16 protein-coding genes and 3 pseudogenes are annotated in these 19,600 nt (G+C 64.2%); 7 read left to right on the top strand and 12 right to left on the bottom strand.

Translation table 11 applies throughout. The annotated features are described in order from the left end of the window. Nucleotides 1-50 precede the first annotated feature (50 nt). A complete protein-coding gene (gene rirA, locus NKH63_RS03405) occupies nucleotides 51-512 on the top strand; it encodes an iron-responsive transcriptional regulator RirA (RefSeq protein WP_023720010.1) in 462 nt (153 codons plus the stop codon). 13 nt (nucleotides 513-525) lie between these two features. On the opposite strand, the gene NKH63_RS03400 is transcribed toward rirA, so the two are convergent. From NKH63_RS03400 to hemP, 5 genes and pseudogenes are all read right to left on the bottom strand, one after another. Then, nucleotides 526-1,314, bottom strand: coding sequence for a heme ABC transporter ATP-binding protein (locus NKH63_RS03400; RefSeq protein WP_023720009.1), 789 nt, complete (start codon nucleotides 1,312-1,314; stop codon nucleotides 526-528). Between the two features lie 10 nt (nucleotides 1,315-1,324). Further along, nucleotides 1,325-2,428 carry a FecCD family ABC transporter permease gene (locus NKH63_RS03395; protein WP_352484214.1) on the bottom strand — a complete coding sequence of 368 codons (1,104 nt, stop codon included), beginning with the start codon at nucleotides 2,426-2,428 and terminating at the stop codon, nucleotides 1,325-1,327. 5 nt (nucleotides 2,429-2,433) lie between these two features. After that, nucleotides 2,434-3,342 (bottom strand): heme/hemin ABC transporter substrate-binding protein, encoded by a 909-nt coding sequence (locus NKH63_RS03390; RefSeq protein ID WP_352484237.1) that lies wholly within the window; start codon nucleotides 3,340-3,342, stop codon nucleotides 2,434-2,436. Nucleotides 3,343-3,352: 10 nt separating this feature from the next. Beyond that, nucleotides 3,353-4,412, bottom strand: a pseudogene (locus tag NKH63_RS03385) (hemin-degrading factor). Between the two features lie 9 nt (nucleotides 4,413-4,421). Continuing rightward, on the bottom strand, nucleotides 4,422-4,628 hold the full coding sequence (hemP, locus tag NKH63_RS03380) for a hemin uptake protein HemP (RefSeq protein ID WP_023720005.1): 207 nt from the start codon (nucleotides 4,626-4,628) through the stop codon (nucleotides 4,422-4,424). Nucleotides 4,629-4,829: 201 nt separating this feature from the next. Between hemP and NKH63_RS03375 the strand changes: the two genes are divergently transcribed. From NKH63_RS03375 to NKH63_RS03365, 3 genes are read left to right on the top strand one after another with little or no spacing between them, the layout of a single operon-like run. Next, a complete protein-coding gene (locus NKH63_RS03375) occupies nucleotides 4,830-6,785 on the top strand; it encodes a TonB-dependent receptor domain-containing protein (RefSeq protein WP_502896290.1) in 1,956 nt (651 codons plus the stop codon). Between the two features lie 2 nt (nucleotides 6,786-6,787). After that, nucleotides 6,788-7,222 carry a hypothetical protein gene (locus NKH63_RS03370; RefSeq protein ID WP_031194295.1) on the top strand — a complete coding sequence of 145 codons (435 nt, stop codon included), beginning with the start codon at nucleotides 6,788-6,790 and terminating at the stop codon, nucleotides 7,220-7,222. Nucleotides 7,223-7,269: 47 nt separating this feature from the next. Then, the gene (locus NKH63_RS03365; protein WP_352484211.1) at nucleotides 7,270-8,556 is read left to right on the top strand and encodes an energy transducer TonB family protein; all 1,287 of its coding nucleotides are present in this window, start codon (nucleotides 7,270-7,272) and stop codon (nucleotides 8,554-8,556) included. Between the two features lie 61 nt (nucleotides 8,557-8,617). Here the strand turns inward: NKH63_RS03365 and putA are convergent, their stop codons facing one another. Next, on the bottom strand, nucleotides 8,618-12,229 hold the full coding sequence (gene putA / locus NKH63_RS03360) for a bifunctional proline dehydrogenase/L-glutamate gamma-semialdehyde dehydrogenase PutA (protein ID WP_352917636.1): 3,612 nt from the start codon (nucleotides 12,227-12,229) through the stop codon (nucleotides 8,618-8,620). A gap of 162 nt (nucleotides 12,230-12,391) precedes the next feature. On the opposite strand from putA, the gene NKH63_RS03355 reads away from it, so the two are divergent. Further along, nucleotides 12,392-12,844 carry an Lrp/AsnC family transcriptional regulator gene (locus NKH63_RS03355; protein WP_352484209.1) on the top strand — a complete coding sequence of 151 codons (453 nt, stop codon included), beginning with the start codon at nucleotides 12,392-12,394 and terminating at the stop codon, nucleotides 12,842-12,844. A 36-nt stretch (nucleotides 12,845-12,880) separates the two neighbouring features. Here the strand turns inward: NKH63_RS03355 and NKH63_RS03350 are convergent, their stop codons facing one another. The 3 genes from NKH63_RS03350 to NKH63_RS03340 all read right to left on the bottom strand — a co-directional run bounded on the left by NKH63_RS03350 (nucleotide 12,881) and on the right by NKH63_RS03340 (nucleotide 15,379). Then, entirely contained in the window at nucleotides 12,881-13,597 is a 717-nt protein-coding gene (locus tag NKH63_RS03350) for a cysteine hydrolase family protein (RefSeq protein ID WP_352484208.1), read from the bottom strand. A gap of 128 nt (nucleotides 13,598-13,725) precedes the next feature. Further along, nucleotides 13,726-14,925 carry a cytochrome-c peroxidase gene (locus NKH63_RS03345; protein WP_352917635.1) on the bottom strand — a complete coding sequence of 400 codons (1,200 nt, stop codon included), beginning with the start codon at nucleotides 14,923-14,925 and terminating at the stop codon, nucleotides 13,726-13,728. Between the two features lie 7 nt (nucleotides 14,926-14,932). Beyond that, on the bottom strand, nucleotides 14,933-15,379 hold the full coding sequence (locus NKH63_RS03340) for a FixH family protein (RefSeq protein WP_023719997.1): 447 nt from the start codon (nucleotides 15,377-15,379) through the stop codon (nucleotides 14,933-14,935). A 158-nt stretch (nucleotides 15,380-15,537) separates the two neighbouring features. On the opposite strand from NKH63_RS03340, the gene NKH63_RS03335 reads away from it, so the two are divergent. After that, nucleotides 15,538-16,467 carry a sugar kinase gene (locus NKH63_RS03335; protein WP_023719996.1) on the top strand — a complete coding sequence of 310 codons (930 nt, stop codon included), beginning with the start codon at nucleotides 15,538-15,540 and terminating at the stop codon, nucleotides 16,465-16,467. On the opposite strand, the pseudogene NKH63_RS03330 reads toward NKH63_RS03335, so the two are convergent. From NKH63_RS03330 to NKH63_RS03320, 3 genes and pseudogenes are all read right to left on the bottom strand, one after another. Next, nucleotides 16,460-17,460: pseudogene (locus tag NKH63_RS03330) on the bottom strand (NADP-dependent oxidoreductase). The gene NKH63_RS03335 and the pseudogene NKH63_RS03330 sit on opposite strands and share 8 nt — an antisense overlap. 90 nt (nucleotides 17,461-17,550) lie before the next feature. Beyond that, nucleotides 17,551-18,027: pseudogene (locus NKH63_RS03325) on the bottom strand (alpha/beta fold hydrolase); the annotation flags it as partial. Nucleotides 18,028-18,089: 62 nt separating this feature from the next. Further along, nucleotides 18,090-18,905: an oxidoreductase gene (locus tag NKH63_RS03320; RefSeq protein WP_352484206.1), complete on the bottom strand. Its 816-nt coding sequence runs from the start codon at nucleotides 18,903-18,905 to the stop codon at nucleotides 18,090-18,092. Nucleotides 18,906-19,011: 106 nt separating this feature from the next. Between NKH63_RS03320 and NKH63_RS03315 the strand changes: the two genes are divergently transcribed. After that, complete coding sequence (locus NKH63_RS03315) at nucleotides 19,012-19,596, top strand: TetR/AcrR family transcriptional regulator (protein WP_352484205.1); 585 nt, start codon at nucleotides 19,012-19,014, stop codon at nucleotides 19,594-19,596. Nucleotides 19,597-19,600 lie beyond the last annotated feature (4 nt).

Raw genomic sequence — 19,600 nt, 5'->3', positions numbered from 1 at the left:
TTCCAAACTATAGGCCATATTGACCCCAACCACTGCTATGTGAGGACACAATGCGGCTTACCCGTCAGACCAACTACGCCATGCGCATTCTGATGTATTGCGCCGCCAATACCGAACGGCTGAGCCGCATCCCCGAGATCGCCGCCGCCTATTCGGTATCGGAACTTTTCCTGTTCAAGATCCTGCAGCCACTGGTCGAAAACGGCTTGATCGAAACGGTGCGCGGCAGGAATGGCGGCGTCAGGCTCGGTCGCGCGGCCGAAACGATCAGCCTGTTCGATGTCGTGCGGGTGACGGAGGAAAGCTTTGCCATGGCCGAGTGCTTCGAGAACGACGCCGCCGAATGCCCGCTGGTCGACAGCTGCGCCTTGAATTCGGCATTGCGCGAAGCGCTCAACGCCTTCTTCGCCGTGCTGTCGCGCTACACGATCGCCGATCTGGTGGCGGCGCGCCCGAATGTGCGACACCTGCTCGGCATCGACATGCTGGTGCAACGGGCGCCGGCCGCCTGATTTTTCTGATTGCCTAAGCTGCCGATTGCGGCAAAACGAACGGCATGTTTCCTGCCGGCAACACGCCGACCTTCAGCCGGCAATCGAAGACCTTTTCGATCAGCTCATCGCTGAGTACCTGTTGCGGCGAACCTGTAGCGGCGAGCCTGCCGCGATGCATGACGAAAATCCGGTCGGCATACATCGCCGTCAAATTGAGGTCGTGCAGGATGGCGACCACGCCGCCGCCCCGTCTGGCGAAATCACGCGCGATGTCCATGATGATCAGCTGGTGTTTGATGTCGAGGCTGGACACCGGCTCATCGAGGAACAAATAGCGCGGCTTGCCGTCGAGCACCGGCGCCCAGACCTGGCAGAGTACGCGGGCAAGCTGCACGCGCTGCTGCTCGCCGCCGGACAATTCCTGGTAGAAGCGGCCGGCAAAACCGTCGAGGTCGACGCGCGCCAGCGCGCGTTCGGGCAGGCGCTGGTCCTCGCCGGGCAGCGCGCCGGAGCGCCCGCCGACCAGGCCCAGCCTGACGATCTCACGCACAGTGAACGGGAAGGACAGCGTCGTCGCCTGCGGCAGCACCGCGCGCACCGTCGCCGCCTCGACCGGCTTCATCGCCGATAGATTGCGGCCGTTGATGGTGACCTCTCCCGAATAGCCAAGATCGCCGGACAGTGCTCTGAGGAAGGTCGTCTTGCCCGAACCGTTGGGGCCGACAATGGCCGCGATTTCGCCCGGCCGCGCCTCGAAATCGACATTGGCGACAATGCGCTTGCCGCCGATCGCCACCGAGACATCGCGCGCTTCGATCATAGGCAAACTTTCACAGGTCGATGACGCCGCGCTTGCGCAGCAGGATCCACAGGAAGAACGGGGCACCGGCGACCGCGGTGACGATCCCAATCGGCAATTCGGCCGGGGCAACGATGGTGCGGGCAACGGCGTCAGCCAACAGCAGCAGCGCGGCGCCGAGCAGCGCCGATGCCGGCAGCAGGTAACGGTTGTCGGGGCCGATCAGCAGGCGCAGCAAATGCGGCACGACGATGCCGACAAAACCGATGCCGCCGCTGACGGCGACCGACGCGCCGACCGCTGCCGAGACCCCGACGATCGCGGTGTATTTCAGCCGCTGCACCGGAATGCCGAGATGGCCGGCCGTCGCCTCGCCAAGCGCCAGCGCGTTGAGGCCGCGCGCCAGGAACGGCATTGCCGCCAGCGCCAGCACGATGATCGGCCCGACGGAGCCGATTTTTTGCCAGGTTGCGCCGCCCAGCGAGCCGAGCTGCCAAAAGGTCAGGTCGCGCAATTGCCGGTCGTCGGCCATGAAGATCAGGATGCCGGTCAGCGCCATGGCAAGCGCCGCCAGCGCGATGCCGGCGAGCAGCATGGTGGCGACCGAGGTCCGGCCTTGCCGTGTCGCGACCTGATAGAGCAGCAATGTCGTCGCCAGCCCGCCGCAGAACGCAGCCAGCGGCAGAGCCAGCGTGCCGAGCGCCGAGGTCAGCGGCGCCAGCATGGTCGAGCCAAGCACGATGACGGCGACCGCACCGAGGCTCGATCCGGCCGAAACGCCGATCAGGCCGGGGTCGGCCAGCGGATTGCGGAACAAACCCTGCATGACGGCACCGGAGACGGCAAGCGATGCGCCGACCAGTACGCCCAGAATGACGCGCGGCAGACGGATGTCATGGATGATCACATGGTCGCGGGCGCTCAATGCCGCGTCGCCGGGCAACGCGCCGAACAGCCAGTCGTGCATGACGCCGATGGCCGAGGCATCGGATGCGCCGGAGGTCAGTGACAACAGCACGGCGATAGCCAGCCCGACGCAGAGCAGCACGATGACGAGGCGGGCGCGCCGCGAACGGTCACCCTCGGCTGCCGTCGCCATGATGCCCGCCGCATCAGCGATCGAATGATCGGCCATCGCGCTCAATCCGTGACCTGGCCGCCATAGAGCGAGACGGCGAGATCGTGGATAGCGTCGGCCGTGCGCGGGCCGAAGCCGAGCAGATAGCCGCCGTCCATGCGGATCAGCTTGCGGGCGGCACCCGCCGGCGTCGAAGCCACGACAGGGTTCGAAAACAATTCGTCATCCGCGGTGGCCGGTCCGGCATTGTTCATCATCAGGATCACGTCCGGCCTGGCGGTGATGACTGCCTCGTCCGACAATTGCTTGTAGCCGGCAAAGCCGTCGATGGCGTTGATGCCGCCCGCAAGCTTGATGATGCCGTCGGCTGCGGTGTCGCTGCCGGCGGCAAGCAGCTTGCCGCCCTGCATCGACAGCACGAACAGGATGCGCTTGCGCTCCTTGATCGAGGCGGTCTGCTTTTCGGCTGCCTTCAGCTTGGCGTCGATCTGGGCTGCCAGGGCATCGGCCTTGGCCTCGACGCCGAGCGCCTTGCCGACGATGTGGATCTTTTCCAGAATGCCTTGATTATCATAGCGCTCGGGCACCTCGATGAACGGGATGCTCGATTTCTTCAGCACGTCGACGGCTTCCTTCGGTCCGCTTCCGTGCAGGGCCAATATACCCGACGGATTGACCGACAGCACACCCTCCGGCGACAGCTGGCGCATGTAGCCGACATCAGGCAGTTCCGCCGCCGCTTGCGGATAGCGGCTGGTCGAATCGCGCGCGACAAGGCGATCCTGTTCGCCGAGCGCGTAGACGATCTCGGTGATCGAGCCGCCGATGGCCACGATCCTCGAGCGGTCGGCGAAAGTCGCGATGCCTTCGGCGGCCTGAGCCGGCATCAGCACGGCGAACGCCAGGAAAACAGCGGCCGCAGGACCAAGCGCCGACCTGGAGACCGATGCCAGCCTGGAGAAAAGAACCATCATCGTTTCCTCAGGCTGCGGTCGGGCTTGGGATACGCGGCAGGTTTTCGGCCAGAAAGCGCCAGTCTTCGCGCTCGCTTTCGCCCTCATGCCGCTTACCGAAGAACTGGATGATCATCTTGCCGTCGGTGCCATAGACTTCGAGCGACGTGACATGGCCGTCCTTGGTCGGCTTACGCACGGCCCAGACCTCATCGATGTGGTCGGTCCGCAGGTGCAGATGGAAGGTCTCGTCGAGCACATTGAGCCATGGTCCCATCGGCTTGATCGAGGCGACGGGGCCGGAATGGATCTGGATGCAGACGATTGCCGACAAAGCACATGATCGGCATGGCGCCAGCGGCGGCGTGGTTGAACATGGCGCTCACCGCATCGTTATCGACCAGCCAGGCATAATCCTGGCCGACCAAGCGCACCGCCTGCCGGCGGCTGAGCTTCAGTGTCTTCAGCATGCCGAAGAACTGATGCACGTCGGTTAGTTGGCTCCAGCGGTCGCGCAGATCCTCGACGCTGGCCGAATTGTCCGCAGTCTCGATCTCGTCGTCAGCCGCGCCCGCTGAAATCGCCACCGTCGGTTCCTGGTTCGGAGATTCCAGCCCTGCCACCAGCTTCTGATAGGCATAGAGGTTGGATGCGGGTCTGAGATGCACCTTGTGCATCGCCTCGCCTGCGGCGTCGAAGAACTGCAGGCTGCGACGGATGTCGGCGCCGTCGCGCTTTTCCACCGCAAAGCCGTGCGCCCAGACTTTCGGGAAGATGCGCAGGTCGATGTTTTCGCCGAGCACCATGGCATTGTGATTGCCGGTGACGACCTTGTCGTAGACGCCGATCTTCTCGTGCACCGCGCTTTCGTTGCGGGTCAGCGCCATCACCTCACCGACAGCTTCGAGACCAGTCAAAAGGTCGTTGACACGCGGCTCGACCCGCACGACCCCGTCGCCGCAATGCGCGGCGACCAGTTCGGCCTCCGAAATACCGAGTTGGGCGGCGAGGTCGCGCTCGCGCATTTTCGGATTGTCTACCCGTGCCCGTCGGATCTCGTGCGGGGCGGGTTTTACGCGCTGGTCCATTTCCACCACCTACTTGTTGAGGATGAGCTTGCCCTGCCGGGTGATCTTCAGCCGATACAGCGCACCGTGATGTTCGATGCCGATCTCGTGCTCGCCCTGGAACAGCGTGTTGCTGGACAGCGTTCTCACGGCCGATTGGACCCGTTCGAAACGGACGGAATTTTCGTCGGAACGGCGGACGCGATAGCGAAAGTCGCTGGGATTGTGCGTGTTCATGGGTTCGCTCCCTGTTCTGTGCCGGGCATCTGGCTCGGCGCCTGCGTGAAATGCCAATTCAATTCTTGACTCGAATGGTCATGTTATCTAGCAGTGCAATACCGGAGTAAATGAGTCAACATTTAAGACGCCGGACGCGATGAAAAATGCCAGCGAGCCCCAAGCCAGCCAGCATCGAACATGGATTCTTGGAGTTGCAGCATGGGGTTGGCGAATTGGGGACGGCCGGCGGGCAGCGGCCTGGCACACTGTTCTATGACAAGCAAAATGGCCGCGTTGCTGGCCGGCGCGGCGGCGATCCCGCTGCTCGCCGCACCGGCCGGCGCCCAGCAGGCTGCCCAACCGGCAGCCGACCAGCAGCAGACTGACCCGTCTCAACCGCCAGAACAGGCAAAGCCCGCCCCGGCGGGTGCCACGCTGCTCGACAAGATCCTGATCCTCAGCCGCACCGGCGAGACGGCGATCGAGTCGCTTGCTTCAGCCAGCCATGTCGACGAGGAACAGCTAGAGCGCCGCATGGCGACGACGCCCAACGACATGCTGTTCGGTGTGCCGGGTGTCGCCGTCCAGGCCGACGCAAGGCGTGTCAGCTCCAGCATCAACATCCGCGGCCTGCAGGACTTCGGCCGCGTCTCCGTCATCGTCGACGGTGCCCGCCAGAATTTCCAGCGCTCGGATCACGGCACGCAATCGACCTTCTACATCGATCCCGAATTGATCAAATCCGTCGACGTGATCCGCGGTCCGGTCGTCAATACCTACGGCTCCGGGGCGATCGGCGGCGTCGTCTTTTTCGATACCAAGGATGCTCAGGATTTCCTCAAGCCCGACGAGACCTGGGCGGCATCCGCGACCGGGCGTTACGAAACCAACGGTGAAGGCTGGACCACCAGCGCCACCGGCGCCTACCGGATAAACGAGAACTGGGACGTGCTCGGCAACATCGTCTACCGCGACTATGACGACTACAAGCATGGCGGCGGCGACACTGTAGCGGGCACTGGCTTCGACGTCTTGAGCGGCCTCCTCAAGACGACCATCCGCCGCCCCAGCGAAAACAGCGAGCTGAAGCTCGGCTGGATCGGCTCGAACGACGGATGGACCGAGACCAGCGGCAGCGCGCCGGTGAACGACGCCGACCTGAAGGCGAATACCTTCACGGCCCGCTACAACATCACCGACGAAGACAAGAGCTGGCTCGATCTCCACATCAACGCCTCTTACAACAAGACCAAGCTCGATCTGACGACCCTTGTGGCGCAAAACCGGTTTGATCCGGTCACCGGTCTGCCCGTGGTTTTGCCGGCGGGTTCGAAATCGACGTTCGACATCGGGACCTCCGGCATCGACATCTGGAACACGTCGAGATTCGAGACCGTTGGAATCGCGCATGAGCTGACCTATGGCGGCGACTGGGTTGGCGACGATGTCGAGACAGGCGGCACGGCAGGCGGCGACAGTTTCTACACCCCCTCGGGCAACAGGAACGTCTCCGGCGCCTACGTCCAGGACAAGCTCACCTGGGACTGGCTCGAGGTCATCGCCGGGCTGCGTTACGACAGCTACAAGCTAGACAGCGATGTCGGCGAAACCTCTGGCGACCGGCTGTCGCCACGCATCACAGTGGGCATTTCGCCCTTCGAAAGCGCTAGCCTTTCCGGGCTGCAATTCTACGGTACCTACGCGGAAGGCTATCGTTCTCCGTCGCTGTCGGAGACCCTGATCAGCGGCAACCATCCAGCAGGCGTCAGCTTCCCGTTCCTCCCCAACCCCAATCTCAAGCCCGAAACCGGCAAGACCGTGGAGTTTGGCGTCAACTACAGCACCAACGGCGTCATCGAGGCCGACGACGCGCTGCGGCTGAAGGCGGCCTATTTCAACAACAATGTCGACGATTACATCGACGGCGTGACGCTATCGGCGTTCGACCCGACCAGCGGCTGCCCGTTCGGTCCGGGCATCCCGATCTGCTTCCAGTATCAGAATTTCGCCAAGGCCAAGATCCACGGCTTCGAGATGGAGGGCGTCTATGACGCAGCCTGGGGCTTTGCCGGGCTTTCGGCGTCGTTCACCGATGGCCACACGATTTCCTATGAAGGCGAGCGGGCGGACCTTGTCACCGTCCCCTCCTCCCAGGTCACCGGGCAACGAGGCTGACGATGAGGCAAGGCGTGACAGCATCCCTTCGTCTGTTGGCCGCGGCGGTGGCTATGTCGCTTGCGGCGGCTCCGGCATGGACACAGCAGCAAGCGCCGGCGCTGATCCTCGAGCTGAACGGCGCGCAGCCATCCGACAAGGGCTGCCGCCTGACCTTCGTCGTCACCAACAATCTCGGCGCCGGTCTTTCCAAGGCGGCGTTCGAGATCGCGTTGTTCAACGAGGCCGGCGTCGTCGACCGGCTGACCGTGCTCGATTTCAAGGAGCTGCCTGCAGGCAAGACCAAGGTGACGCGTTTCGACCTTGCCGGCACCGATTGCGGCAAGGTCAGCCGCGTGTTGATCAACAGCGCCACGGAATGCGCCGGCGCCGAGCCGAATGCCTGCATGCGCGGGCTGAAGACGCAGACCAGGACCGGCATCGCCTTCGGGGTCTGAATTTGGGACTGGAACCGGCATTCGCGCGAAACACCCTGGCGTGGCCATTGGCCGGTTTCCTGCCGCCGGAACCGGACGATCCCGATTTCGCCATCCCTCGCGGGGTGCTGCATGTTTCGCCGCGCGACAGACCGGAAGACAGTTACATCGCCGATGCCGACGGCGAATTGACTGCGGTGCCGGCGGAGCCATTGCGGCAGGCACGACAGATGCAGCGGCGCCACAACTGGACGGTGGCGATCGCCTGCTCTTGCGCATTTCACGCAGCGGTGGCGCTGGCCTTTCTCACCCTGCCGGACGACAGGCCAAGCATCGAAGGTGCCGACCAGCAAGGCGAAATGCTGCTCGGCGCCGATCCGCAGCAGGCGGCCGGCGATGTCGGAGACGACCCGGAAGTGACCAACGTAACGATGGTGACCATGCTCGACGCCAAGCCCGTCGAAACGGTCGAGGCGCAGGCAACCGCGGCAGAGGAGGCGCTCCAGCCGGTCACCGATGTGGCGGAAGCATCGGAAAAAGATGTGGTCGAGCCGGTTAGCGAGGCCGTCACGGAAACTGCTCCTCTTGCCGATCGCCCCGAGCCCGCGCCTGCCCAGCCTGTCGAGCCGGCGCGCCCGGATCCATCGCCCGACATTCTCGCGACCGACAGGCTGGTGCCCACTGACGACAATGCCGTGCCGCCGCCAGTCAGCACGGTCGAAAGGGCCGATCCTGCCGAAACGAGTGCTCCGGCACCAGCCGACCCGGCGCCGGCCGAAACGGTTCAGACGGTCGAGACCGTCGTCGCGGCGGAAGAACCGAAGCCGGAAAGGCCGAAGCCCAAGCAGCCGAAGAAGGCAACCGCAAAGAACAAGCCGGCCAGGAAAGCCGAACCAAACGAGCCTGAAAAGCCGGTCTCGCGCAAGAAGGCGGGCAAGGCACTTGCCAAAGCCGATTCCAAGAAGAAAAAGACCGGCTCCGGCGGCCGTGACGAAATGGATGTCGCGCGCGGCACGGCCGACGGCAAGAAGGACGGCAAGATCCTGACTGCCAGCAGGGGCGGCAAGTCCGGCATCGGCAATGCAGCCGTCACAAACTACCCCGGCAAGATCCGATCAAAGCTGGTGCGGGCCTTCAATTCGACACGCACGCGCGCCACGGGCACAGCCACGGTTGCCTTTACCGTCGGTTCGAACGGCAGCGTCCGGTCGGCCAGGCTGACGGGCAGTTCAGGCGTTGCCGCGCTGGACAAGGCCGCTCTCGACGCGGTCCGCCGGGCTTCTCCGTTTCCCCCGATTCCAGACGGAGCCGGTCGCTCGGCCTGGCAGTTCGAGGTGCCGCTCGGTATCAGGTAGCGACCGTCCCCACGCAGAGTCGGCGCCGCCCTGCCCGCGATGAGCGAGCCCTGGCGAAACCCTATGCCGCGGCCAGCAGGCTGGCATTGCCGCCCGCCGCCGTGGTGTCGACGCAGACGGCGCGCTCGTGCGCATAGGCGGCCGGATAATACACTTCGCTGACCAGCGGTACGATCGGGCCGGCGCGGTCGGCGATGACCTTGCGCACGATGCGCGCGGCCTCGGGCGTACCGGAAAAGGCGACGACATCGACCCGCAGCGAGCGCGCTTCGACCGGGTCCGGACGGCCGTCGATCGCCGCCAGCGGCAGGCCCTTGCCGGTCAGCGCCGACAGTGCCGCAGGCGCGCCAGGTGCGACGGCGAGCACGGCATTGCCGGCGGCCAGCGCCTGGATCGTCTGCGCAAGCAGGGTATCCGCGTCGGGACCGAGGCACAGCACGCGCCCGCGCGGCGACAGCGACAACGTGTTGGCCTCGCCGGTCGGCCCGGGCAGGTCGACCTGGCCGAAATCGATGCCGGCGGCGGCACCGATGGCCGCGGCACCCTTGCCGCGCAGATGTTTCCTCAGGATGGCGACGCGATCCGGCCGCGTCGACCAGCCGCCAAAGGCCGGGTCCGGCAGATTGTCGGCGAGCTCGGTCGCCGTCACCTTGCGGCCTTCGGCAAGATGGGTGCCGGCCTCCGGCCCCTTGCGGAAGCGCCGGAGATAATGTGGCCCGCCCGCCTTCGGTCCGGTGCCGGAAAGCCCCTCGCCGCCGAAGGGCTGCGCCCCGACGACGGCGCCGATCTGGTTGCGGTTGACGTAGATGTTGCCAGCATGGATGCCGTCGACGAAATGCTGCGCGCGGCCTTCGATGCGGGTGTGCAGGCCGAAGGTCAGGCCGTAGCCCTTGCGGTTGATCGCGGCGATCACCGCATCGATCTCGTCGGCATCGAAGGTGGCGACGTGCAGCACCGGGCCGAACACCTCGCGTTCCAACTCCTCGATGCTCTTGACCCGAAAGACGTGCGGCGCGACGAAGCGGCCGTCCTTCGGCGCTTCGAGCTTGGCGATCAGCCGGCCCTGCAGGCCCATTTTCGTGCAATAGTCGCGGATCGACGCTTGTGCCTCGTCGTCGATGACCGGGCCGACATCGGTCGAGATCCGCCAGGGGTCGCCGAGGCTGAGCGCTTCCATAGCGCCTTTCAGCATCTCCAGCATCTTCTTCTCGACGTCCTTCTGCACGTAGAGAATGCGCAGTGCCGAGCAGCGCTGGCCGGCACTCTGGAAGGCGGAGGCCAGGATATCGCGCACCGCCTGTTCAGGCAGCGCCGTGGAATCGACGATCATGGCGTTCAGGCCGCCGGTTTCGGCGATCAGCATGGCGTCGGGCGCGGCGGTCTCGGCTAGCTGCTTTTCGATCAGTTTGGCGACATCGGTCGAGCCGGTGAAGCAGACGCCGGCAATGCGCGGATCGGCGGTCAGCGGGCCGCCGACCGAGGGACCGTCGCCGGGCAGAAGCTGGATGACGTCTTCCGGTACGCCGGCCTCGCGCAGCAGTTGGACAGCGCGGAAAGCGATCAGCGGCGTCTGCTCGGCCGGCTTGGCGATCACGGAATTGCCGGTGACGAGTGCCGCCGCGATCTGCCCGGTGAAGATGGCGAGCGGAAAATTCCACGGCGAGATGCAGGCGATGGCGCCGCGCGCCTCGGTGCCCGCCTCGGCATTGGCGGCCTCGGCCGCATAGTAGCGCAGGAAATCGACCGCCTCGCGCACCTCGGCAACGCCGTCGGCCAGCGACTTGCCGGCCTCGCGGGCGGCGAGCGCAAAGAACTCGACAGCGTTCGCCTCATAGAGATCGGCCGCCCGGTTGAGGATGGCGGCGCGCTCGGCGACGGGGTGTCTTGCCCATGCCGGTTGTGCCTCGACGGCGATGCGCACGGCGGTCTCGACCTGCTTGGCGCCGGCCTCGCTGACCGTGCCGACCACTTCCGAAGGTTTTGCCGGATTGACCACCGGACGCTGCTTGCCGTAGCCGGCGGCGCGGCTGACCGGCTTGGCGTGCCAGCGCTCCGGCCCGGCGAACTCGGCCCTGGCCTTGTGGATCGCCGCCAGCGTCAGCGTGTCAGTGATATCGAAACCCTTGGAGTTGCGCCGGCCGGGGCCAAAGATCGCCGACGGCGGCACGATCGCCGGATTGGCGGCGGGGCCTTGTTTCTCCACCGTTTCGAGCGGGTCGCGGGCAATGTCCTCGGGCTCGACCTCCTCGTCGGTGAGCTGGTGGACAAAGGAGGAATTGGCGCCGTTCTCCAGCAGCCGGCGGACCAGGTAGGCGAGCAGGTCGGAATGCGCGCCGACCGGCGCATAGATGCGGCAGCGCGTGCCTTCGGCCCGCCGCACCGTCTCATGCAGCGCTTCGCCCATGCCGTGCAGGCGCTGGAACTCGAATGTATCGCGCTCCGTCGTCATCGACAGGATGGCGGCGACGGTGTGGGCATTGTGAGTGGCGAATTGCGGATAGATACGGTCGGTCATCGACAACAGCTTCTTCGCGCAGGCCAAGTAGGAGACGTCGGTGTTGGCCTTGCGGGTAAAGACCGGATAGCCGTCGAGCCCGAGCGTCTGCGCCCGCTTGATCTCGGTGTCCCAATAGGCGCCCTTGACCAGCCGCACCATGATGCTGCGGTCGTATTTCCTGGCCAGAGCGTAGAGCCAGTCGATGACGAAGGCGGCGCGCGGTCCATAGGCCTGGACGACGACGCCAAAACCGTTCCAGCCGGCAAGCTCCGGCTCGGCCAACACCCGCTCGATGACGTCGAGCGACAAATCGAGGCGGTCGGCTTCCTCGGCGTCGATGTTGAGTCCCATGCGCGAATGGCGCGCCGCCAGTGCCAGCGACAAAAGCCGCTCGGCCATCACCGGCAGCATCTTCTCCTTCTGTGTCACCTCATAGCGCGGATGAAGCGCCGACAGTTTTACCGAAATGCCGTGGTTCTGGCGGATGTCGGGGCCGTTGGCGCCGGCATCGAGCGAAGAGATGGCGTCGGCATAGGCCTTGAGATAGCGCAACGCGTCGGCCTCGGTGCGGGCCGCTTCGCCCAGCATGTCGAAGGAATAGAGATAGCCCTTCTGGGTCATCGGCCGGCCGCGCCTGACGGCCTCGGCGATGGTGCGGCCGAGCACGAACTGCTCGCCCATCTCGCGCATGGCGGCGGCGACTGCCTTGCGGATGACCGGCTCGCCCAGCCGGCGCACCATCGCGCGCAGCGTGCCTTCGATGCCGCCCTCGCCTTCGTCGAGCACGCGGCCGGTCAGCATCAGCGCCCAGGTCGATGCATTGATGAAGATCGAACTCGAACCGCCCGAATGCGCCGACCAGTCGTGCGGCGCAATCTTGTCGGCGATGAGGTCGTCCATCGTCTCGGTGTCGGGCACCCGCAGCAGCGCCTCGGCCAGGCACATCAGCGCCACGCCCTCCTTGGTCGAGAGGCCGTAGGCGGACAGGAACACTTCCATCAGCCGGGGATCGGACGAGCCGCGCACCGCCCGCACCAGATCGGCGGCACGGGCCGAAATCGCCTTGCGGTCTTGCACGGACAGCCCGGCCGCCTCGGCCAGCCGCTTCACCGCCTGGTCTTCGTCGGGCAAATAATTGGCACGGATCTGCTGGCGGATGGTGTCGAGCGCTGGCATGGCGGACCTGTAGAACGAGCACAAGGGAGCGGGCCGGCGGTCACCGGACCGAATGGCGCAAGCTAACATAAGTAGCGACTCCAGTCGGTCCAAAGAAATCGACAGAACAGATCGATTGATCTATCATTATGGCTGATCGCCTCCAATTCGACCAGGAATCCGATGGGAGAAGACCAATTGGACCGCATCGACAGGAACATCCTGTCGGCCCTGGGCAGCAACGGCCGGCTTTCCATGTCGGAACTGGCGGCAAAAGTCGGCCTGTCGAAGACGCCGGTTCAGGCGCGGGTGAAGCGGCTGGAGAAGGACGGGTTCATCAGGGGCTACCAGGCGATCATCGACCGTGAGCGCATGGGCGAAGGCCATGTTGCCTTCGTCCAGGTGAAACTGTCCGACACCCGCTCGGCCGCGCTCGACGCCTTCAACCGCGCCGTGCAGACGGTGCCGGAGATCGAGCAGTGCCACATGATGGCATCGAGCTTCGACTATCTCTTGAAGGTCCGCACCACCGATATCGCCGCCTACCGCCGCGTGCTCGGCGAGCGCATCTCGGCCCTGCCGCACGTCGCGCAGACCTCGACCTTCGTGGCGATGGAGACGGTGAAGGATCGGTAGGCGCTCACTGATATCTCGTCAGCTCATCCGGCTCGTTCAAGACGCTCCTGACATTGCTCCTCGATCGCCCTCAGGAAATGGTCGGACGTCGATGTCCATCCAAAGAGTATGCACGAGCGTAATCGAGGCGTCATGATTGCTCCGTGGGGCCTCCAACGCGATCGGTTCGCTCGTGCAATCCGTCAGCAGGATACAGTGATAGTCCCTGAAGAAGGCATCCCGAATTGTCGACTCCACACACACGCTGGTCGTGCACCCTGTCACGATCAGGTGTTTGACGCCTGCGGTCTTCAGAACCGCATCGAGTTCGGTCTCGTAGAAACCGCTGAACCGGGTTTTGTAGAGGACAACATCCCCCGCCTCCGGCCTTAGGTCGTTGACGATATCTGTTCCCCAGGTGTCGCGGATCAGAATCCGGCTCTCACTGCCATCCGGCGCTGTCATGTTCTCACCGACCCCAAAGATCTGGAGATGTCGGAGACGATTGGGGGCGTCCGACGTCCCAAGATCCGAAAGGTCGGGATGATATCCCATCTTCAGATAGATGACGGGCAGTCTCGATTTGCGGGCGGCCGCTATAACACTTGCGGTAGGGCGGACAGCCCGCTGAATCCCGGAGATATCGATGCCGGCTCTGTCGAACATCCCGCCTTTCGAGCCGAAGTCATTCTGCATGTCCACGACGAGAACTGCGGTCTTGGCGGGGTCAATTGAAACAGGTTGAGGCTTGGCGTCGATTTCAAGTGGCTGCATTTTATCCTCCCACAGCCTGAGGTATCGCACTTTGCGCCTTGGTTATCATGAGCAGCGACCCTGCATCGTGTCAACGTTATTTGGCGGCCCAAGACGGTGGTCCGCTCTTGTCGCAGACAAACCCGGTCTCACTCCGCCAGCGTCTTCAAAAACGCCACCAGAGCCGCGCGTTCGCGGTCCGAAAGCTGCAGCGGGTGGATCTCGGATACGCCTTCGACACTGGCCGGCGCCTTGGAATAATGCGCCACCACTTCGTCCAGCGAGGAAAACTGCCCGGCATGCATGTAGGGCGGCCGGGTGGCGGCACCGCGCAGCGACGGCGTCTTATACCCACGAATGAGTTCCGGCCCGGCCTTGACCATGAAGCGCAACTCGCGGCAGGCGCTGGCATCACCGTCGCGAAAGGTGCCGAAACAGTTGAACGGATCGGCCTCGACCTGCGCCACCGCGTCGACGCGGCCGCGATCCGGCGGCAGGCCCGCGACAGGCGGCACGCCGGTGTTGTGAAAACTGCCGTCGGTAAAACGCGGGCCGTTGTGGCAGGTCACGCAATTGGCCTTGCCGATGAACAGCTTCAGGCCGAGGATTTCCTCCGGCGAAAAGACGGCGTCGCCTTGCGGCTCGGCGCCCACCGCAAGATCGGTAGCAAAACGGTCGAAGCGTGTCTGCGGCGGCGCGATCGAGCGCTCGAAGGCGGCGATCGCCTTGCCGATATTGGCAAAGACGCGATTGACCTCCTCGGCTTGCGCCTCCGGCATGGCGTTCCAGGCCGCCCTCTCGGCATCGGCGCCGAGCGGGCTGGCATTGGCCGGCACACCCGAAAGGTCCGGCAGCGGCCCGAAGATGCGCTCGTAGCGCTCGCCGAAACGGGCCTTGATGTAATGCGCGAAGGCGGCGCGGTTGCCGGCCTGCTCCAGCGGATTTTCGAGCGGCGTCAGTGCTTGCGCCCACAGGCTGTCGCGCCGCCCGTCCCAGAAGAACCAGGGATCATGCGCGACGCCGGCCAGCGGCATGGTACGCCGGTTGGTGCGGCCGACGCCGACCGCTTGCGGCAGGTCGTCCTGGAACTGGCGGTCGATCTTGTGGCAGGTCGAGCAGGATACGGTGCCGCCGCCGCTCATCCCGGTGTCGAAGAACAGCGTCGAACCGAGTGCCGCGGCGGCCGGCACCTCGGCAAAGCGATTGGTCGTGTCGGGCTTCAGCGGCGGCAGCTTGGACAGCGCCAATGAGGCGACGGTTTGCTTCTCGGCGTCGGAAAACTCCGGCCTGCCGCAGCCGGCGAGCACGGCCACCATCACCAACGCGAGAAGACTGGAAAACCGGCTCATCTATGGCTCACAGCACCACGTTGAAGACGACAGTGTCCGAACCGGCCGCGGCGGAAATGGCAAAATGCAACTGCCACCACCCGCTCATCGTGAATTTCACGCCGTCGATGCGATAGCGTCCCTCGCCGAGGTAATCGGTCGCCTGCGGGCTGGTCGGCAGACCGTGCTTGTGCTGCGGCATGCCGCCGGAAATCGTTATCGCAGCACCTTCCACCGGCGCACCCTCGACGGTTTTCAATGTGAGCAGCCAGGACTCCAGTTCGCCCTGCCGGATGACGCCTTTCTCGGGCTCGAAAGTCGCCACGAACAGCTTGTTCGCCGTCGTCCTTGAACGGCCGACGTCCGAGCTTGGTTGCGGCGCATGCGGCGCCGTCAGATAGACGACGGCCAGCACACCGGCGAGCAAGGCAGCCAGGCCGAAGCCTCCAAGAAGATAACGCCATAACGATGCCAAACCCATTCCTGTTCTGCGGATAACGATTCGCTGGGCAGATCGCGTCCCACGCCCCTGTGGGAAATCGCGCCCAGCGCAAGAATCCGCCGTCGCCAAGCATGGCGCTGCCGGCCGCAAAAAGCTACAGCACCGCAATTGCACGGATGGAGGAGTACTTCATGGCAGGAAACGGCGTCGCCTCGATCGGCGAGTGCATGCTCGAGCTTTCGGGCCAGGCCGGGCCGAACTGGCGCATGGGCTTTGCCGGCGACACGTTCAACACTTTATGGGCGCTGCATGCCTTGAGCGGCGAGCGGCCGGCGACCTATGTCTCGGCCTTCGGCGACGACCCGTTCTCGGGCGACCAGATCAAATTCCTCGCCGAAAACGGCATCGGCGTCGGCGCCAGCCCGGTGATAGCGGGCGCCCGCCCCGGCCTCTATGCGATCACGCTGACCGGCGCCGAACGTTCGTTCACCTATTGGCGGGCCGATGCGGCCGCGAGGCAGTTGGCTTCGGACCCAGCCGCTTTACAGAAAAGCCTTGAAAACCAGGCGCTGGTCTATTTTTCCGGAATCACTTTGGCAATCCTCGACGAGGGTGCGCGCAAGGTACTGCTGACGGCCGTGGCCAAGGCGCGCGCGGCCGGCTCGCTGATCGCCTTCGATCCCAATTACCGGCCGCGGCTGTGGCGCCAAAGCGAGGAAGCGCAGGCCGCGATCCTCGAGGCGCTCGCCGTCGCCGACATCGCGCTACCCACCTTTCCCGACGAGCAGATGCTGTTTGGTGATACGACACCGCAGGAAACAGCCGAACGGCTGCGAAAGCTGGTCGGCGAGGTCGTCGTCAAGAACGGCGAGGAACCGGCGCTGATCGCGCAAAACGGAACCTTGCAAACCGTGCCGGCGGTACACGTCGCCACCCCGGTCGACACCACCGGCGCCGGCGACTCCTTCAATGGCGCCTATCTCGCCGCCCGCCTTGCCGGCCATGCGCCGACTGAGGCGGTGCAGCGCGCCCATCGCGTCGCCGCCGCCGTCGTACAGGTGCGCGGCGCCCTGGCGCCGTTCGAGACGCTCAGGGCTGCGTTCGAGGCAACTGCTATCTGACCTTGATGACGACCTTGCCCTTGGCGCGTCCTGTTTCGACATAGGCCAGAGCCTCATTGGTCGCTTCGAATGGAAAGACCCGATCCAGAACCGGGCGGATCGCGCCGGATTCGATTAGAGCGGCGATTTTGCTCAGCTGATCGCCCTGCGCCCACATGAAAAGGAACGAAAACTGCACGGCACGGCGCTTGGCTTTGGCCCGAATTCCGCGGCTCAGGAGGCGCAGCACCAGCCTCAGCATCAAATTCAGTCCCTTTTCCCTGGCAAACTCGGGATCCGGTGGACCCGAGATGGAGATGAGCTTCCCACCCGGTTTCAGCACGCTCAGGGATTTTTCGAGCGTCTTGGCGTCCTGGCTGTTCAAGACGACATCGTAGCCCGACAGAACCTTCTCGAAGTCTTCTTGCCTGTAGTCGACGACAACATCGGCGCCGAGACTTTTCACCAGATCGGCACTCGACGCGCTCGCGGTTGTCGCAACGGTCGCGCCGAGGTGCTTGGCCAACTGAATAGCGAATGTTCCCACGCCCCGGAACCAGCCTGGATGAAGACCTTCTGTCCCTTCTTCAGGTTTGCCCTGTCGATAAGCGTCTGCCAGGCGGTGAGACCGACCAGGGGAATCGAGGCCGCCTCTTCCATGCTGAGATTCTCAGGCTTCAAGGCCACATCGGCTTCATCCATGGCGATGAACTCGGCGAATGTCCCAATCCGGCCATCGCGCGGCCGCGCATAGACATCGTCGCCGGCCTTGAACTTGCGGACTTTCGATCCCACGCGGATAACCTTCCCAGCCACGTCGTGGCCCAGGATGAAGGGCCGGCGATAGGGCAGGATGAGCTTGAATTCTCCGGTTCTGACCTTGGAATCGAGCAGGTTCACCCCTGCGGCATGAACCTCGACCAGGACATCGCTGTCCTGGAGCTGCGGCTCCGGCATTTCGGCCAGCCGCAGAAGGCCCTTTTTATTATATTTATCGACAACGAATGCCTTCATGGCAGTTACTTTCTAAGAATGTCTGTTGGTGTTCCGCGACAAAACAAGCCGAACGTTTTCAGTTGCATGGCCGCCCTGCGGCAAGACCTCAGCCTCGATGAAGGACAGGGCTTTCGGGACGAAATCGGCGTAGTTCTGAACTACCCCGCCATGCCCGGCATCCGGATAGATAACCAGATGCGCCCCTGGGATACGCCCGGCGAGATCGTAGGTATTGCTGCTCGGCACCATCCTGTCCTGGTCGCCATTCGCAACCAAAGTGGGAATGCGGATAGCGCTCAGGTCTTGCGGCGCCTGGAGTCCGTAGGCCTTGATCGCCTTGAGTTGCGCGCCGAAGGCGCTCAGCGATACCGCCTTGTCCCGGTTGGACCGGCGCTCTTTCAGCCGTTGCAGAAATGCGTTTGCGGCGCGGCGCCCATTCGGCGTCGTTGTGAAGAAGAGATAGTATTTCGGATCCCGCAAAGTCAGCGCGCCCTTGATCATGTCCACGATCGTCAGCGGCGTCACTTTGTCGATGCCTTCGCCACCGGCCGGCCCCGTGCCAGCCAGGATGAGTTTGCGCACAAGGGCCTGACCAAATGTGTTGTGGTTGCTAGTCGCATATGCGCGAAATCCCCTGGCTTTGTTGTTCAGACCGGCAAGCGGAACTGCTTGCGCAGGCTCTTGTCGAACATCCCCGCGGGGGCAAAGCGGCGCAGCAGGCTGACCTGGCGCGCTGCCTTGCCAGCGGTGTAACGCCGTCGCGGACGGGCATCGGTCGCCGCCTTGACGACCACATTCGCCACCACTTCCGGCCGATCGGCTATCGGCATCACATCGCCCAGCAACGCCTTGAGCCCGGCTCGAGCCCGATCGTATTCCTTCAACAGCGAATCCGGCTCGATGCCGTTCTGGTCGAAGACGGTGCGGACGAATGCCGGCTCGATGACGGAAACGCGGACGTTGAAGGCGCGCACCTCGTGGTCGAGCGATTCCGAATAGCCTTCGAGCGCGTGCTTGACTGCCGAGTAATGCGCTGAGTATGGCGCGGGTACCAATCCCAGAATGGAGCCGATATTGATGATGCGCCCTTGGCCGCGCCGCCGCATCGACGGCAATACTGCGTTGGTCATCCGCATGACGCCGAACAGATTGACGTCGAACAGGGCTTGTACCTGTGCGACCGAGGATTCCTCGGCACCCCCTAGCAGGCCGACACCGGCATTGTTGACCAGGAGATCGATCCGGCCGGTCTGCGCGAGCACAGTGGCAACGAGCGCAGTGACGGCCGCATCATCGGTCACGTCGCATGCCAGCATGGTCACCCCTTCCGGGCCACTACTGGACTTGCGGCGACTTGTGCCAAAGACAGTGAACCCCGCCCGCGCCAAGGCCTCGGCGCTGGCGCGGCCGATGCCCGAGGAGGCTCCGGTCACGATTGCGGTTTTTTCAGAATTCCCATTCATTTTTGATGTTCCAGGTTCGAGAGGTCTAGCTTATTTCCACGAATTGAATTATGGTCGTAATATCAGATTATGAGCATAATGCAATAGCAGGACAGGAAAGAAAGACATGCGCTACGAAAAGGGCCGAAAAGACGCGTCACGCAGCCGGATCATGGAGGTCGCCGCCGAACGTTTTCGATCTGACGGCATCGCGGCGTCCGGGCTGGCGACCATCATGAGCGACGCCGGGCTGACGAACGGGGCCTTCTATCCGCACTTTCAGTCCAAGGCGGAGCTCGTCCGTGAAAGCGTGGCGGCGGCCCTGGACGCGCAGTCGCAGCAAGTGCAGGAAGCGTTGGCCGCCGGCGGTCCGGAAATGGCCATAGAGGCATATCTATCGGCCGAGCACCGGGACAATCCTGGAAAGGGCTGCGCTTCGGCCGCGCTACTGCCGGAAATAGCGCGGCAGCCGCCTGAAACGCGGGTCCTCTATGCCGAACGCGCCCAATCCCTGGTGCGTCAGATAGCCGACGCTCTGCCGCCGACCAACGATCCAGAGGGCGTTGCGTTGGGTGTGTTTGCAACGCTCATCGGCGCGCTTCAACTGGCCCGCGCCCTGGAAGGGACGGAATTGTCGGATCGCATCCTTGCGGCGGGATCAGCTGCGGCAAAGGCGCTGATCCGGCCGGTTCAAGACGAGGTGGCCCCCTGAGGGC

The organism is Mesorhizobium sp. M0960 (assembly GCF_040319055.1).
Lineage (GTDB): Bacteria > Pseudomonadota > Alphaproteobacteria > Rhizobiales > Rhizobiaceae > Mesorhizobium.
Note: the sequence above shows the minus strand (reverse complement) of the source record. Positions and strands in the feature narration are given on the sequence as shown.